The 14,268-nt window shown below is 71.7% G+C and carries 10 protein-coding genes; 5 read left to right on the top strand and 5 right to left on the bottom strand.

All coding sequences use genetic code 11. The features are described 5' to 3' along the window. Nucleotides 1-75 precede the first annotated feature (75 nt). The 5 genes from BUB97_RS06545 (at nt 76) to BUB97_RS06525 (ending at nt 6,987) form a co-directional block, all read left to right on the top strand. On the top strand, nt 76-1,638 hold the full coding sequence (locus BUB97_RS06545; protein WP_073132847.1) for an ABC transporter substrate-binding protein: 1,563 nt from the start codon (nt 76-78) through the stop codon (nt 1,636-1,638). Further along, the gene (locus BUB97_RS06540) at nt 1,638-3,455 is read left to right on the top strand and encodes an adenine deaminase (protein ID WP_086061957.1); all 1,818 of its coding nucleotides are present in this window, start codon (nt 1,638-1,640) and stop codon (nt 3,453-3,455) included. The genes BUB97_RS06545 and BUB97_RS06540 overlap by 1 nt, the downstream gene beginning before the upstream one ends. 136 nt (nt 3,456-3,591) lie before the next feature. Then, nucleotides 3,592-4,257 carry an SGNH/GDSL hydrolase family protein gene (locus BUB97_RS06535; protein WP_073132845.1) on the top strand — a complete coding sequence of 222 codons (666 nt, stop codon included), beginning with the start codon at nt 3,592-3,594 and terminating at the stop codon, nt 4,255-4,257. 179 nt (nt 4,258-4,436) lie between these two features. Further along, entirely contained in the window at nt 4,437-5,858 is a 1,422-nt protein-coding gene (locus BUB97_RS06530) for an MBOAT family O-acyltransferase (RefSeq protein ID WP_073133025.1), read from the top strand. Between the two features lie 7 nt (nt 5,859-5,865). Then, the gene (locus BUB97_RS06525) at nt 5,866-6,987 is read left to right on the top strand and encodes an alginate O-acetyltransferase AlgX-related protein (RefSeq protein ID WP_073132843.1); all 1,122 of its coding nucleotides are present in this window, start codon (nt 5,866-5,868) and stop codon (nt 6,985-6,987) included. A 3-nt stretch (nt 6,988-6,990) separates the two neighbouring features. Here the strand turns inward: BUB97_RS06525 and BUB97_RS06520 are convergent, their stop codons facing one another. From BUB97_RS06520 to BUB97_RS06500, 5 genes are all read right to left on the bottom strand, one after another. After that, on the bottom strand, nt 6,991-7,758 hold the full coding sequence (locus BUB97_RS06520; protein ID WP_245818210.1) for a GDSL-type esterase/lipase family protein: 768 nt from the start codon (nt 7,756-7,758) through the stop codon (nt 6,991-6,993). After that, the gene (locus tag BUB97_RS06515; protein ID WP_086061956.1) at nt 7,755-8,447 is read right to left on the bottom strand and encodes an ABC transporter permease; all 693 of its coding nucleotides are present in this window, start codon (nt 8,445-8,447) and stop codon (nt 7,755-7,757) included. Before BUB97_RS06515 ends, BUB97_RS06520 begins: the two co-directional genes overlap by 4 nt. Before the next feature lie 87 nt (nt 8,448-8,534). Further along, nucleotides 8,535-11,240 (bottom strand): tetratricopeptide repeat protein, encoded by a 2,706-nt coding sequence (locus tag BUB97_RS06510; protein WP_073132840.1) that lies wholly within the window; start codon nt 11,238-11,240, stop codon nt 8,535-8,537. A gap of 155 nt (nt 11,241-11,395) precedes the next feature. Further along, nucleotides 11,396-12,661, bottom strand: coding sequence for a glycosyltransferase (locus BUB97_RS06505; protein WP_086061955.1), 1,266 nt, complete (start codon nt 12,659-12,661; stop codon nt 11,396-11,398). Next, the gene (locus BUB97_RS06500; RefSeq protein WP_073132835.1) at nt 12,658-14,148 is read right to left on the bottom strand and encodes a hypothetical protein; all 1,491 of its coding nucleotides are present in this window, start codon (nt 14,146-14,148) and stop codon (nt 12,658-12,660) included. Before BUB97_RS06500 ends, BUB97_RS06505 begins: the two co-directional genes overlap by 4 nt. Between the last annotated feature and the right edge of the window lie 120 nt (nt 14,149-14,268).

Here is a 14,268-nt window from a genome sequence, read left to right as displayed (position 1 = left end):
AGCTTGCCCCCCTCTCCACCAGACACCGCCCCAGAGTCCCACCCGGTGTCCCACCCCGTGCCCCGAGGTCTCCGCATGCGCCTGCGCGCCGCCCTGTTCGCCGCTGCCCTTTCGCTTCCCATGGCCGCCAGCGCGCAGGACCTGCTCCGCATCGGGGTGGAGGCCGGGCCGACGAGCCTCGACCCGCATTACGCCAGCCTCATCACCAACATCGCCTTCGCGCGGCACGTGTTCCAGCCGCTGGTGCAGCAGGACAGCCGACAGGAGCTGCGCCCGGCCATCGCCAGCGCCTGGCACGTGGTGGACGACCTAACCTGGGAATTCACCATCGACCCGAACGCGCGCTTCCATGACGGCGCGCCGGTCACGGCAGAGGACGTGGCCTTCACCATCCAGCGCGCCGGGAACGTCCCCAACTCCCCCTCCTCCTTCGCCTATGCCACGCGGGTGGTCACGGCGGTGGAGGATGCGGGGAACGGGGTGGTGCGCATCCGCACCCGCGTGCCCACGCCGCTGCTGGCGAACAACCTCGCCCTGGTCATGATCGTCTCGAAGAAGCACGGTGAGGCGGCGACGACGCAGGACTACAACTCCGGCAAGGCGATGATCGGCACGGGACCGTTCCGCCACCTCTCCTGGCAGCCCGGCAGCCCCTTCGTGGCCGAGCGGAACCCCGCGTTCCACGGCCCCGTCCCGGCCTTCGCCCGGGTAGAGCTCCGCCCCATCGCCGCCGCTGCCTCCCGCGTGGCCGCGCTGAACGCGGGGGATGTGGACCTGATCGAGATCGTCCCGCCGGAGCAGTTCGAGCGCTTCCGCGGCGACCAGCGCTTCACCACCAGCGAGAGCCCGTCCAACCGGCTGATCTTCCTCACCCTCGACAGCGACCGGGAGAGCAGCCCCTTCATCCGCGCCAAGGATGGCGGCCCCATCGCGAACCCGATGCGCGACGCCCGCGTGCGGCGCGCCCTGTCCCTGGCGGTCAACCGCCAGGCGCTGGTGGAGCGCATCCTGCGCGGCCAGGGCCTGCCCTCCGGCGATCTCGGCCCGCCCGGCTATTTCGGCACCTCCCCGGACCTCGCGGCCGAGCGCCTGGACCTGGAGGCCGCCCGACGGCTGATGACCGAAGCCGGCTTCGCCCAGGGCTTCGCGGTGCAGGTGAACGGGCCGAACGACCGCTTCGTGAATGACGAGCAGGTGGTGCAGGCCATCGCCCAGATGTGGACCCGCCTCGGCATCGCGGCGACGGTCGAGACCAAGCCGCGCGGCGTCTGGCTGAGCGAGGCGGCGCAGCTGAGGTACAGCGTGAACCTCGCCGGCTTCTCCCCGAACCCCGAGGTGCTGGGAATGCTGGAAACCCAGGTGCATAGCTGGAACACCTCGCTCGGCCTGGGCACCGCGAACCGCGGCCGCTTCAGCAACCCCTCCATCGACACGATGATCCAGCAGGCCCGCCAGACCATGGACAACGAGGCGCGCGCCCGCCTGACCCGCGAGGCGACGCGTCAGGCGATCCGTGAGGAAACCGCGCTCATCCCGCTGTATTTCCAGGTGAACACCTGGGCCATGCGGCGGGGCATCACCTATGAGGCGCGAACCGACGAGATGACCCTCGCGCAATCCGCGGGGCGCGCGAACTGATGATCCCCGCCATCGACACGCCGATCACCGCCGAGACCCGCCGCGCGGCCGTCCGCGCCGCGCGCGGCGAGGCCCCCTTCGACCTGCTGCTCACCGGCGCCACGCTGGTGGACGTGGCGCTCGGCGAGCTGCGCCCCGCCGATATCGGGATCACCGGCGGGCTGATCGCCTCCGTCCATCCGCCCGGCACCCGGCGGGATGCGACAGAGGTCCACGACCTGTCCGGCCGCTTCCTCGCGCCGGGCTTCGTGGACAGCCACCTCCATTTCGAATCCTCCTTCATGGCGCCGGCCGACTACGCCTCAGTCGTCGTGCCCCATGGCACGCTGACGACCGTCTGGGACCCGCATGAGCTGGCCAATGTGCTCGGCGTTCCCGGCGTTCGCTGGGCGGTGGAGCGGTCGCGCGGCCTGCCGCTGCGCGTGCTCGTCGCCGCGCCCTCCTGCGTGCCCTCGGCCCCCGGGCTGGAACTGGCCGGCGCTGAGATCGGGCCCGAGGAAATGGCCGAAATGCTCGCTTGGCCCGAGGTCTCGGGCGTGGCGGAGGTGATGGACATGGCGGGCGTCCTCTCGGGCAGCCCGCGCATGGAGGGGATTGTCGCGGCCGGCATGGCCGCGGGCAAGAACGTGAATGGGCACGCGCGGGACCTGATCGGCCCCGCGCTGCAGGCCTATGCCGCCGCCGGCGTCACCTCGGACCACGAGATCATGGGCCCCGAGGACTTCCTCCAGAAGCTCCGCGCCGGCCTGACCGTGGAGCTGCGCGGCAGCCATGACGCGGTGCTGCCCGGCGTGGTGGCGGCCATCAACGCCCTGCCCGCCCTGCCCCCGAACCTCGTCACCTGCACCGACGACATCTTCCCGGACGAGCTGGTGGAAAAGGGCGGGCTGCGCGACACGCTGGCGCGCCTGGTCCGATACGGCCTCCCGCCCATCCATGCGCTGAAGATGGCGACCCTGCATGCGGCGCTGCGGCTGAAGCGCGACGATATCGGCCTGGTCGGCCCGGGCCGGCGCGCCGAGATCGTGGTGCTCTCCGACCTGCCGGGCATGGTGGTGGAACGTGTCTATGTCGCCGGGCGCCTCGCCGCGCGCGACGGCACGATGCTGGAGCCCCTGCCCCGCGACCTCCCGGCGGATTCGCCGCGCGACACGGTGCGGATCCCGCCGCAGCCCGCCTCGGCCTTCACCCTGCGCCCCCATGGCGTGCGCGAGGGGCAGGTTCGCCTTCCCGTGGTCGGAGGCGCGCGGGTCGTGCACTGGGCCGAGATGGAGGTGACGGTGCGGGACGGCGTGGCGGTGCTTCCGCCCGGTCACGCGTTCATCGCCATCCTGCATCGCCATGGCCGGCGAGACCCTGCGCCGGTCGTCTGCCTCGCCGATGGCTGGGGTGAGCCGCGCGGCGCCATCGCCACCACCATAAGCCATGACAACCACAACCTCCTGGTGATCGGCCGCGACCCGGCGGACCTCGCCGCCGCGGCGAATGCCCTGATCGCCTGCGGCGGAGGCATGGCCGTGGCGCGGGGCGGCGTGGCGGAGGCGGTGATGCCCCTGCCCATCGCAGGACTCCTCGCGGAGACGCCGCCCGACGAGACCGCGGCGGCCTTCGCAAGGCTCCGTGCCGCCGCCGATGCCGTGATGGACTGGAAGCCCCCCTTCCGGGTGTTCCGTGGCGTGACGGGCATTTCGCTCGCCTGCAATCCCGGCCCGCATCCGACGGATCTCGGCATTTCGGACGGCGGGACCGGGGTTCTGGTCGACCCGGCGGAACCTCTCCGGGCGGCGTCCTTGCCGGAAGGTGTGGCCGGCGCGTAACGCCCGGCGTCCCATGCGCGGCGACAAGGCGTCTCAAATCGCGAGGCGGTTGCAGCGGGTTTGGATCATGCCGTAAATCGGCACCGCGGTCCGCTGCCTCTGCGCCGCAACCCGTGGTGCTGGAGCCCATCTCCCCATGCAGTCCGCCCTTGCCGGCCTTTCCCTCCTCGTCCTCGGCGACAGCCACTGGGCGGCGAATGGCTATCTCGTCACGACGTTGCAGGACCAGCTGATCCAGCGCGGCGCGACGGTGAACTCCTTCGCCGCATGCGGCGCGCCGCCGAGCGCCTGGCTCTCCGCCCGCGTCGCCTCCTGCGGCACCGCCCAGCGCCTCCAGCGCGGCGCCTTGCAGAACAAGACCGGCAGCGACGCCCGCACCACGCCGCTGGACGACCTCGTGCGCCAGTACCGGCCGAACATGATCGCCATCTCCATGGGCGACACGATCGCGGGCTATGTGCAGCGCCAGACGCCGGCCGACACGATCCGCGAGGAGGCCATGGCGCTGACCGACCGGATCAAGCGCCTCGGCATCCCCTGCATCTGGATCGGCCCGGCCTGGGGCACGGAGGGCGGGCCCTTCCTGAAGAGCTTCGCGCGGGTGCAGGAGGTCAGCGCCATTCTCGCCCGGTCCGTCTCGCCCTGCGCCTATGTGGACAGCACGAAGCTCTCCCGCCCGGGCGAGTGGCCGACCTTCGACGGCCAGCATTTCACGCTCGACGGCTACCGCGCCTATGGCACGGCCCTGGCCCAGACCATCGCGCAGATGCCCGAGGTTCGGGCGGCGGCGCAGAAGCGCTGATCTCGGGCCGTCCGGCTCTCCGGGGGGAGAGTTTGGGCGGGCCGGTGCCGCGGCGCGCGATGGCGCGCGCCGCCGAAAAGGCGGGCCGCCGGAAGGCCTGCATCGATGGGGGCGAGAATGGCGGGGGTGAGCGGCCCTGACGGGCAGCCTGGCCGATGGGCCGGGGCGCGGGGCGCCCGATGATCTTCGCCTCCTTCGAATTCCTCTGCCTTTTCCTGCCGCTCTTCTTCGCGGTCTATTTCCTCACGCCCTTCCGGCACCGGAACTGGCCCATCCTCATCCTGTCCTGGGCCTTCTATGCCTGGTGGCGGGTGGATTTCCTGCTGCTGCTCGTCTTCTGCACGGTCTTCACCTTCTACACCGTGCGATGGATGGACCAGGTCGGGCCTAAGACGCGGCTGGGCACCTGGCTCTTCGTCATCGGGCTGGCCGGGAATCTCGGCGTCCTCGCCTATTTCAAATACGCGAATTTCGGGGTCGGCGTGTTCAACGATCTCCGGGCGGCGTCCGGCCTGCCGCCGGTCCCCTGGGTGGAGATCATCCTCCCCATCGGCCTGTCCTTCTACGTCCTGCAATCTGTCTCCTACCTGACGGATATCTGGCGCGGCACCGTGCCGGTGACGAAGAAGCTGCTGGACTACGCCACCTACAAGGCGATCTTCAGCCAGCTCATCGCGGGCCCGATCGTTCGCTATGCCGAGATCAAGGACGAGCTGGTCTCGCGGCCGCATTCGCTGGCGCAGTTCGGCCTGGGGGCCCGGCGCTTCATGACGGGCTTCGCGATGAAGGTCTGCCTCGCGGATACGGTCGCGCTGGTGGCCGACGCCGCCTTCGCCCTGCCGAACCCGTCCCTGGCCGATGCCTGGACCGGTGCGATCGCCTACACCCTGCAGCTCTATTTCGACTTCGCCGGCTATTCGGCGATGGCGATCGGGCTGGCGCTGATGATCGGCTTCCACTTCCCCGAGAACTTCAACCACCCCTATCTCGCAGGCTCGATCCAGGCCTTCTGGCAGCGCTGGCACATGACGCTGTCGCGCTTTCTGCGGGACTATCTCTACATCTCCCTCGGCGGGAACCGGAAAGGCGCCTTCCGCACCTATCTCAACCTGTTCCTCACCATGGTCATCGGCGGCCTTTGGCACGGCGCCAACTGGACCTTCATCGTCTGGGGCGCCTGGCATGGCGGGCTGCTGGCGCTGCACCGGCTCTGGCAGGGGGCCGGCGGCCGGCCGATGCCCTGGCTAGCTGGCCATCTCCTCACCATGCTGGCCGCGATCATCGGCTGGGTCGTCTTCCGCGCGCATGACATCCACAATGCCGGCACGATGTATGGCGGGATGATCGGGCTGAACGGCGCGGGGCTCAGCGACGCCCTCGCCTGGCACGTCACGCCGGACCAGTGGTGGACGATGCTGATCGCGGTGGTGGTGGTCTACCTGCCGCTGCTCGGCTCCCGCCTGCCCTTCCAGCGCCCGCCCGAGGCAATGGGGGCGTTCTGGCGGAGCCTCTGGGTCGTCGGCCCGCTGCTGGGCTTCCTCCTCGGCGTCGTGCTGCTCTACAGCCGCGCGGCCGTTCCCTTCCTCTACTTCCAGTTCTGAGGCGGCGATGACCGAGAGTAGCTGGAAACACGCCCGGACCGCCGCGATGCTCCAGGGCGCCGCGGCCGTCCTTCTCCTCGGGCTGGGCGCGTGGCAGGGCGTCGCGGCCATTGCCAGCACGCCGGGCGAGCAACGCCTGCGGCCGAACCTGAACCTCGAAGCCTTTCTGTCCGGCAAGCTGACAGGCGCCGTGAACCATGTGATGGCGCATCAGCTTCCGGCCGACCCGCTGCTGCGCGCGGCGGGCGGCGTGTTCCGCTACAACCTCTTCCATTCCGGCGGGCCGCAGGTGCGCGTCGGCTGCAACGAGACCCTTTTCCTGACGGAGGAGCTGCGCCCCTGGCCCGGAGCCGAGGCGGCCATGGCGGAGCGCGCGCAGGGCGTGCGGCGGGTGCGTGAGGCGCTGGCGGCCCAAGGGATTCAACTCGCGGTCGCCATCGTGCCGGACAAGGCGCGGGTGAAGTCGGCCGAACTTTGCGGGGCGCCCTGGTCGGCCCAGGCCATGGCCCGCTACGACGCCTTCATCGGCGCCTTGCGCGGCCAGGGCGTGGAGCCGATCGCCTTGCTCCCCGCGCTCCTCGCCCAGGAGGCGGCGGGCGGCGCCTATTGGCGCACCGACACGCATTGGAACCAGGAGGGCGCCAAGGCCGCGGCTGCCGCGATTGCCGAGGCCCTCGCCGGTGCGCCATTCACCCGCTCGGAAGGGTTCCGGACGGTCCGTGCGGCCGAGGAGACCGATGGCCCCGGCGACCTGCTCCGCCTGACCAGCCTCGACCGCGTGCCCAACGCCCTCCGCCCCGCTCCCGACCGCCAGCATGTGGAGACGACCGAAGCTCCCGAGGCCGGCGGCGGCGGGCTGCTGGACGAGACGCCGGCGCCCGAAGTCGCGCTGGTCGGCTCCTCCTACTCCGTGAACGCAAATTTCGTCGGCGCCCTGCAGGAGGCGCTGCGCAGCGTGGTGTTCAGCGCCGCGACGGCCGGCGGCGGCTTCGCCGGCAGCGCCGCAGCCTATTTCGCGGGCGAGACCTTCCGGGAATCGCCCCCCAAGCTGGTCGTCTGGGAAATTCCGGAGCGCGTGGTCGGCCAGCCCCTCACCCAGGCCGAGCGGGACTTCATCGGGCGCTGGTAGGCCTCAGCGCGCGAGCAGATAACGGATCGAGGGCTCCAGCCCGGCGGCGAGAATGGCGTAGCCGACATAGCTCAGGTGCAGCCGGTCGAAGGCCACCTGGTCCGAGAGCCGGCCCTGCCCATCCACCAGCATGCTTCCAGGGTCGGTGAAGAAGACGGACTGGTTGTCCGCGCAACGGGCGATCAGCTCATTCACCCGCTGGTTCATCCGGCGGAGCGGATCGCTTGCATCCGCGCCACGCGGGAGCAGCCCGACCAGCAGCACCTTGGTGCTCGGCGACTTCTGCCGGATCACGCGGATGATCTCCGCGATGCCCAGCGCCGTGTCCTCGGGCTGCTGCGCGAAGCCCGCATTGTTCGTGCCGATGAGCAGCACGGCGAGCTTCGGCCGCAGATTGGCCGGCCACTGGCCGCCCGGCTGGATCCGCCAGAGCAGGCCCTGGGTGAAATCCCCGGCGACGCCGAGATTGAGCGCGGCGCGATGGCCGTAGAACTGCTCCCACACCTGGGGGAACCAGCCCTGCGTAATGGAATCGCCCAGGAAGACGATCTGCGCACGCCCGGCATCGGCTGCGACGAGGCGGCTGACGTCCGCCACTCGCGCGCGCCAGTTCGGCTCCTCGAGATATTCCGGCCTCGCCTCCCGGGGCATCGGGATGCGCGCGGGCAGCGCCGCGCAGCCCGTGGCGCCCTGGGCCGCCGCCGGCCCCGGCGCGGCGGCAAGCGCGAGGAGGCCGAGGGCGGCCGCGAGGCCGCAGGCCAGCCGGCTCACCGCGGGGCGATCCGGTCGTGAACGATGAAGGAGACGGGCTGCCCAGCCGGCGCCATCAGCCACACACTGTACAGGCCGCCCGGCTGGAGACGCCCGAGGTCGAGCGGAGCGGCCCGCTGAGTGGCGCAGCTGGCCCGAACCACCGCCTGCGTGGGGTTGAGCGAACGGGTGCTGCCAGTATTCGGCGCGATGCCGGAGAAGACGGACTGCCCAGAGGGATCGAGCGCCAAGGCCCCGCCCGCGCAGCCCGGCACGGCGTTGTAGAAGGTCACGCGGGCGCGGGTCTGGTTGTAATCGGCCTTGTCCGTGATGGAGGTGGCGACCACCCGGTCCCCCTCGCGCTGCAGGAGGATGGTGTTCAGCCCACCCCCCGCGACGGGCGCCTGCACCTCCGAAGTGGCCCCGCCGAGCGTCACCTGGAACTTCACGGGGCGCCTGGCCACGTCCTCGGCCACGTAATAGGGGCTGACGCGGTCCGCGCCGCCCTCGCCCAGCGTCACCGCGTCACCGAAGTCGGGCCGCACCACCGCGCTGTCGGGAAGGCCGTTGGCGATCCGCACGAAGGCGAAGCCCTCGGGCAGGCGCTGCTCGTACAGCATGGGCTGCGCGATGGCCGCGCCGCTGCCCGCCGCCAGGGCGAGGCTGGCGACGAAACCGATCTGAAGGAGCTGGGAACGGAGCAGCGGCATTCGGATCCTGCAACTTTTGGAGGAACGGGGCGCGCCGGCCGGGGCCCCGGGATCACGGCGCGCCCCGGGGTCAGGGCGTGCCCGGGGTCAGGGCGTGACGGAGCGGAGCTGCTCGCCCCGCAGACGGGCTGCGGCCTCGAGCGCGCGCCGGGCGCGCACCTGGTCATCCCGCGCGCGGGCGATCCGGGCTTCCAGCAGGGCCATCTGCAATTCGTCGGTCCGGCGGTCCCGGCCTTCGCTCAGGATCTGCTCCGCCCGGCCGATCTGCCCGCGCAGCACGGCGATCTCGCCGGCGACCGAGCGTGCCTCGACATTGTCGGGGTTCTGCCGCAGCACGCCCTCGGCCAGCTCGGTCGCCTCAGACCCACGGTCCGAGCGGACATAGACGCGTGCCAGGGAGAGTTGCGCGCGCCAGTTCTCCGGGTCGCGCGCTGCCACCGGCACCGGAGCGGCGGCACGTTCTCCCGCCTGCGCGGGCCGTGCCGCGGCGCGGCGCCCGGCCGCGGAGGCGGTGCGCCGGAGGTCCTCGGCGAGGCGCGGGTCGCGTTCGGCCCGCTGGGCGAGGCCCTCGGCCTCCTGCTCGCGCCCGGCATCGGCCAGGGCGGCGGCGATCGCGGCCTTGGCAGGGGCCGGGGTGGCCGGAGCGTCGGGGCTGGCCGCCCGGCGGGCGGCCTCCAGGTTCTCCGGCTGGCGCAGCCGGTTGAAGGCGCGGATGATCTCGGCCTGGGTCGCGCCGGTCGGGTCCGGCTGGCCGGCCAGGGCCACCAGCCGCTCCGCGGCCGGGGAGCGCGGATTCCCGCGCGCCGCCACCTCGAGCCGCCGAACCTCCAGCTGGCGCCGGTTCCGCTCCAGCATCACGCCCATGTCCGCCGTGCGCGAGGCCGCGGGGATGCCTTCGAGCCGGGAGACGGTCTCGGGCAGCCGCCCGTCATATTCCGAGAGGAGGGCGGCCGCGTAGATCGAATCCCGCGTCCCGCGCCGCACGAGTTCCCGCTCCAGGCGGCGGGCCTCTTCCTGCTGGCCGCGTGTCTTCAAGAGCCGGGCGAGGTCATGCGCCGCCCAGACATTGCCCGGCTCGGCCGCCAGCGAACGCCGGAGCAGCGCGATCCGCTGTTCCGCCTCCGGCTGGCGGAGCGCCTGGTCCCGCAGCACATCGGAGCGGAAGGCCTGGGTGTTCACATTGGGGCGGTAGCCGCTCTGCTGGGCGAAGCGGTCCGCCTCGTCGAAGCGGCCCTGCTGCACGAGCACGCCATAGAGCGAGGCCTGCACCTCCACCTGCCTCGGGCGCCGGTTGAGCGATTCGCGGAACCGCAGCTTAGCGGTTCCGGGGTCGCCCCGGCGCAGCGCGACCTGGCCGAGCAGATTGGCCGCATCCGCCTGCTCCGCGGCGTTGCCGCGCGCCAGGCGCTGCGCCAACTCCTGCGCCTCATCCAGCTTGCCCTGTTGCAGGGCCCGCCAGGCCTGGAGGGAGGGACCGGTCGTGGGGGGGCGCCCGTTGCGGCCGTTGGACGTGCCAGCGCCGGCCTGCCCCCGCCCGCCATGGCCAAGCCCACCCGGGCCGCGCCAGGCGCCGGCAACTGCCTGCCCAGGTTCGGGGTAGGCCACACCGTCCGGGCTCACATAGCCCAGGCTGCGAAGGAACTCGTCACGCCGGTCCGGCGCGAGTTCGGTCGCGCGGTCGCGCAGCTGCCGCGCCTCGGCCTCGCGCTTCTGGGCCCGGCGGATCATGGCCAGCCCAATCATCGAATCAACGTCGTCGGCATTCTCGGCCAGGGCGGATTCAAACAGCCGCTCGGACTCGCGCTGGTTCGTGCGCATCAGCTCGAACGCCTGCACGCGGACCGCGGCAAGCCGCTCCTGCGGACCCGGGCGCGATTCCTCCAGCTTGGCCGACATCTCCGGATCCGCGGGGAAGGTGCGGAGATACTCCTGCACCTGGGCGAAGGTCTCGCCGCTCGGCCCCTGCCACAGGATCGCCTGGCGCCAGGCGGCGCGGGCGCTGCCGGCGACATCAGGCGAACGTGCCAGCACGCGGAGGCGTTCGATGCCCTCCGAGCGGGACGTCTCGCGCGTCACCAGGATCTGCGCATAGGCCAGCTGCAGCGGCCGGTTCTCCGGATTGCGCGCGACCACCTCCTCCATGGCCGCCCGGGCCTCCAGGAAACCCTGGAAGGAGACGCTTGCCAGGGTCTGGTAGTATTCGGCCGCGTAGACATCCGGCACCTCCCCGTTGGGGAAGATCTCGCGGTAGCGCTGGATGGAGGCCTCGCGCTGGCCGGCCTGGGTCAGGCGCCGGGCATCGGCCAGCACCGCCTGGTCCACATTCGCGATCCGCAGGGCCGCCGCCCCGCGCCGCGCGGCCGCGCCGCCCGGGGCGATCTGGTTCAGCCGCGCCACATAGGTTTCGGCGATGGCGCGCTCGCCATTCAGGGCGGCCACCTCGGCCGCCGTCGCCAGCACGTCCGGGTTGTTCGGCTCAAGCAGCAGGAGCCGCTCCAGCGCCTGCTGGGCGAGTTCCGGCCTGCCCTGGGAGCTCCAGTAATTCGCCTGGTCCAGCAGGATGGCCGAGCCGCGGCTCGCCGTGCGGCCCGCCGCAGCATCTGCCCCAGGCGCCTGAGCGGCAGGGAAGGCGACCGGCGGCAGGCCCGGTCCGGCGGGCGCCTGGGCGGCCGCTGGAGGAATCGAAAGCCCCATGGAGAGGCCGGCGGCGAACAGGCCCGCCACCACCACCGGCAGGCCTGTGGCCGGAGCGGCGCCGGCAGCGCGGGCGGAATGCGGATGGCGGACTGGCACGCCGGACCTTCCTTGCAACTCGGCTTCTGGCCGGGGCGACATGCCCGGCCATGACGGCCTCCCGCAGCGGAAGGCGAGACCGTTATACCTTTTTAGACGAGCGCGGGAATAACGAAGAGTCGGCGAGCGTCACGATCCGCCCCGCCGCGTTCCGTTCAGGCGGCCCGCATGACGGGCTCGCCCTCCGCAGCATAGATCCCGCGCAGCGCCCCGATGAACTCCTCCCGCCCGATCACGTCGCGCAGGCTGGACGAGAGTCGCTCGTGGTTTTCCGGCACGGCGCCCTCCAGCATGGCACGAGTGAGGTCCGGCACCGAGCCGGCGCGGAAGTGCAGGCCATCCACCCCGTCCAGCACCTTCTCGGCCATGCCGCCGATCCCCGACACCATCAAAGGCGTCCCGGCGCGCCGGGCCTCCTGGATCACCACGGGAGAATTCTCCCACCAGATGGACGGCATGATCACCCAGCCGATCGAGGACATGAGCGCCACCACATCGGCAGCGTCATAGCGTCCGGCGAAGACGATCCGGTCCCCCGCGGCGGTGATGGAGCGCTCCAGATGCGGGAAGAACCGCAGCGTTTCCTCCTCGGTCGCGCCATAGACCATGAGGCCAAGGGCCGGATCCTCCGCCAGCGCCGAGGCGAAGGCGGGAATCAGGATGTCCAGCCCCTTGAACTCGGTGGGCTGGCCGAAGAAGGCGAAGCGCCCCGCCAGCCGCGCGCTCTCCCGCCGGCGGCGCGGCAGCGCCAGCAGGTCGTCGCCGAGATAGTTCTCCAGCACCGTCGCCTTGTCCGGGGAGAGGCCCCAGGCGCGGTAGCGCTCGGCGATGAAGTGGCTCGGATAGACGAAGTGGTCGAAGCTCCGCAGGCCGGAGATCATCAGCGCCTTGCGCAGCCGCAGCCGTTCCAGCGTCTGGTCCGGGAAGCAGGTGAGGCAGCGCTGGGCCGTCTCCTTGCGGCAAAGTTCGCGGGACCGGGTGCGGATCATCTGGCCGTGATGGCTGCAGATCGCCAGCATCTCATGCAGCGTCACCACCATGCGCGCATCCGGCCGCGCCTCGGCCAGCTCCGCCACCAGGTCCAGCCCGACGCGCCAGTAGTGGTGGAAGTGGTAGACATCGGCGTTCAGGCCGGCGAGCAGCCGCACCAGGCCGCGGCGCTCCTCCGCGCTGCGCCACCACAGCCGGTCGTCCTCCATGCCGCTCACGGCGTAGAGGTATTCGTTCTCCCCGTAGCGGGCGACCGCCTCGCCGCGGTCCGAGGGGGATTGCCCGCCCGGCAGCTCGATGGCGGCGACGAAGCTCGCCTCCCACCCCTCCCCGGCCAGGGTCTGGAACTGCCGATAGGCCGCCGTCTCACCGCCGCCCTTCGAGAAGTCGGGATGCGCATGCGCGATCACGCAGACCGATGGGTTCCTCATCGCGCCACCCCCGAAACCGGCACCATTTCCCACAAGCCCCGCAAATGCTCGGCCACCAGCCCTCCGATCGCATCGGGCCGCTGCACCGGCAGCGGCAGGGCCGAGGCATCGACCCCTGCCATCAGCGCCACCACCCGGCGCAGGGTGCTTTCCATCTCGCCCACCCCGGCCATGCCGTGCAGCGCGGCGATCATCGGCAGCCGGTCCGCCGGAAGCGCATTGGCTGTTAGCCGCGCCGGATTGCCCTCGATGGCGGCATCGACCAGCGAGGCAGTGTCGATCGGCGCCACTTGGCCGGGCCCCTCCGCCGCCGCCAGCAAGGCCTCCTCGGCATCGCCCTGCACCGTGATCTCCATCCGCCCGCGCCGCATCAGCCCCGCCGCGGCCCGTGAAGCCGCGGTGCCGCTGAGCACCATGCGGCCGAACCGCGCCTCGAACTGCGGCGCGAGCAGCGAGAGCACGCGCGCCGCATACTCGTCGTTCACATCGAAGAGCAGCGCGGTGCTTCCCGACCTGGCGGGCGCGCCGGCCAGGCCGAGCGTCGCCAGCCGGTCCCGGAGCGCGTCGCCGCGATCGGAGAGGGCCTGGCGCACCCAGCCATGCAGCGCCCCCTGGTCCGCCCCGGCCAGTTCGACGCCGGAGAGCGACAGGGCGTTCAGGAATTCCGGCAGGGTGGCCCGGGCCGCCTCGGCGCGGAACCACCAGCTCTGCTCGCCGCGGCGGATCTGAATCAGGGCTTCGACCGCTGTCCCGGCCGGCACGTCCACCCGGCCGGACAGGGCAAAGCCGCCCTCGAGCGGCGCCCGGGCTTCCCCGGCGAAGGGCAGGACCTCCGTCCCGCCACCGGGGCGGCGCACCAGGGCACAGGCCATCGCGGCGGCCTTCTGCCCCGGCGCGGGCGGCAGGTTGAAGCCGCCGGACACGGCCAGCTCGCCATCCGGCAGCATGGCGGCCGTGACGCGGCGGAAATCCATGAACCAGTCGGCAGAGCCCGCGAAGCGCGGCAGCCGGTCCAGCCAGCCGCCGAAAATGCCGGGCGGCCCGGCATCGGCCGTGAGCGTCTTGATGCGCCCCGGATCCCTCGCGGAAGCGTGAAGAAGCTGGTAGGTCGCCCCCCATTCGCGGTTGAGGGTGACGCCCTCGACATCGACCGGCAGGTCATAGGCCAGGAGGTCGACCGCCACTTCCTGAACGGCCGCCGTGCCCACCACGCCGATGATGAGAAGCCGTCCCGGCGCATGGCGCGGAATATCGTGCACGAGGCTGAAGCCGGAGACAGCCATGCCCTCCGGCGCCTCCACGTCCTGCCGGGGGTGGATGTCGAGCAGCAGCGTCTCGACCGGATCGCCGGGGCTGCCCTCCACCCGCAGTTCCAGAGCTTCCCCGACAGGGTGGCGCACCCAGCCGAACACAGCGCCCTGGTCGGGGCTGATGTCGCCGGCACAGTCCAAGCCTGCCTGAAGCGCCTGTCCGAACTCGAAATACATCCGTCGCCCAGATCCCGTTGAGGCCCGATTAGAAAGGGTCGCATGCCCTGAAGCAAGCGCGGCCGCAACCGCCAGGCGAGGCGCCCGCCTTGACCGCGATCCCCCCGCCTCCCCTATCCT

It is taken from the genome of Muricoccus roseus (genome assembly GCF_900141905.1).
GTDB classification, from domain to species: domain Bacteria; phylum Pseudomonadota; class Alphaproteobacteria; order Acetobacterales; family Acetobacteraceae; genus Roseomonas; species Roseomonas rosea.
Note: the sequence above shows the minus strand (reverse complement) of the source record. Positions and strands in the feature narration are given on the sequence as shown.

Bases quoted from the DNA above. Each gene is read 5' to 3' on its own strand.
- BUB97_RS06545 (WP_073132847.1), top strand. From the start codon at position 76: ATGCGCCTGCGCGCCGCCCTGTTCGCCGCTGCCCTTTCGCTTCCCATG.
- BUB97_RS06540 (WP_086061957.1), top strand. From the start codon at position 1,638: ATGATCCCCGCCATCGACACGCCGATCACCGCCGAGACCCGCCGCGCG.
- BUB97_RS06535 (WP_073132845.1), top strand. From the start codon at position 3,592: ATGCAGTCCGCCCTTGCCGGCCTTTCCCTCCTCGTCCTCGGCGACAGC.
- BUB97_RS06530 (WP_073133025.1), top strand. From the start codon at position 4,437: ATGATCTTCGCCTCCTTCGAATTCCTCTGCCTTTTCCTGCCGCTCTTC.
- BUB97_RS06525 (WP_073132843.1), top strand. From the start codon at position 5,866: ATGACCGAGAGTAGCTGGAAACACGCCCGGACCGCCGCGATGCTCCAG.
- BUB97_RS06515 (WP_086061956.1), bottom strand. From the start codon at position 8,447: ATGCCGCTGCTCCGTTCCCAGCTCCTTCAGATCGGTTTCGTCGCCAGC.
- BUB97_RS06505 (WP_086061955.1), bottom strand. From the start codon at position 12,661: ATGAGGAACCCATCGGTCTGCGTGATCGCGCATGCGCATCCCGACTTC.
- BUB97_RS06500 (WP_073132835.1), bottom strand. From the start codon at position 14,148: ATGTATTTCGAGTTCGGACAGGCGCTTCAGGCAGGCTTGGACTGTGCC.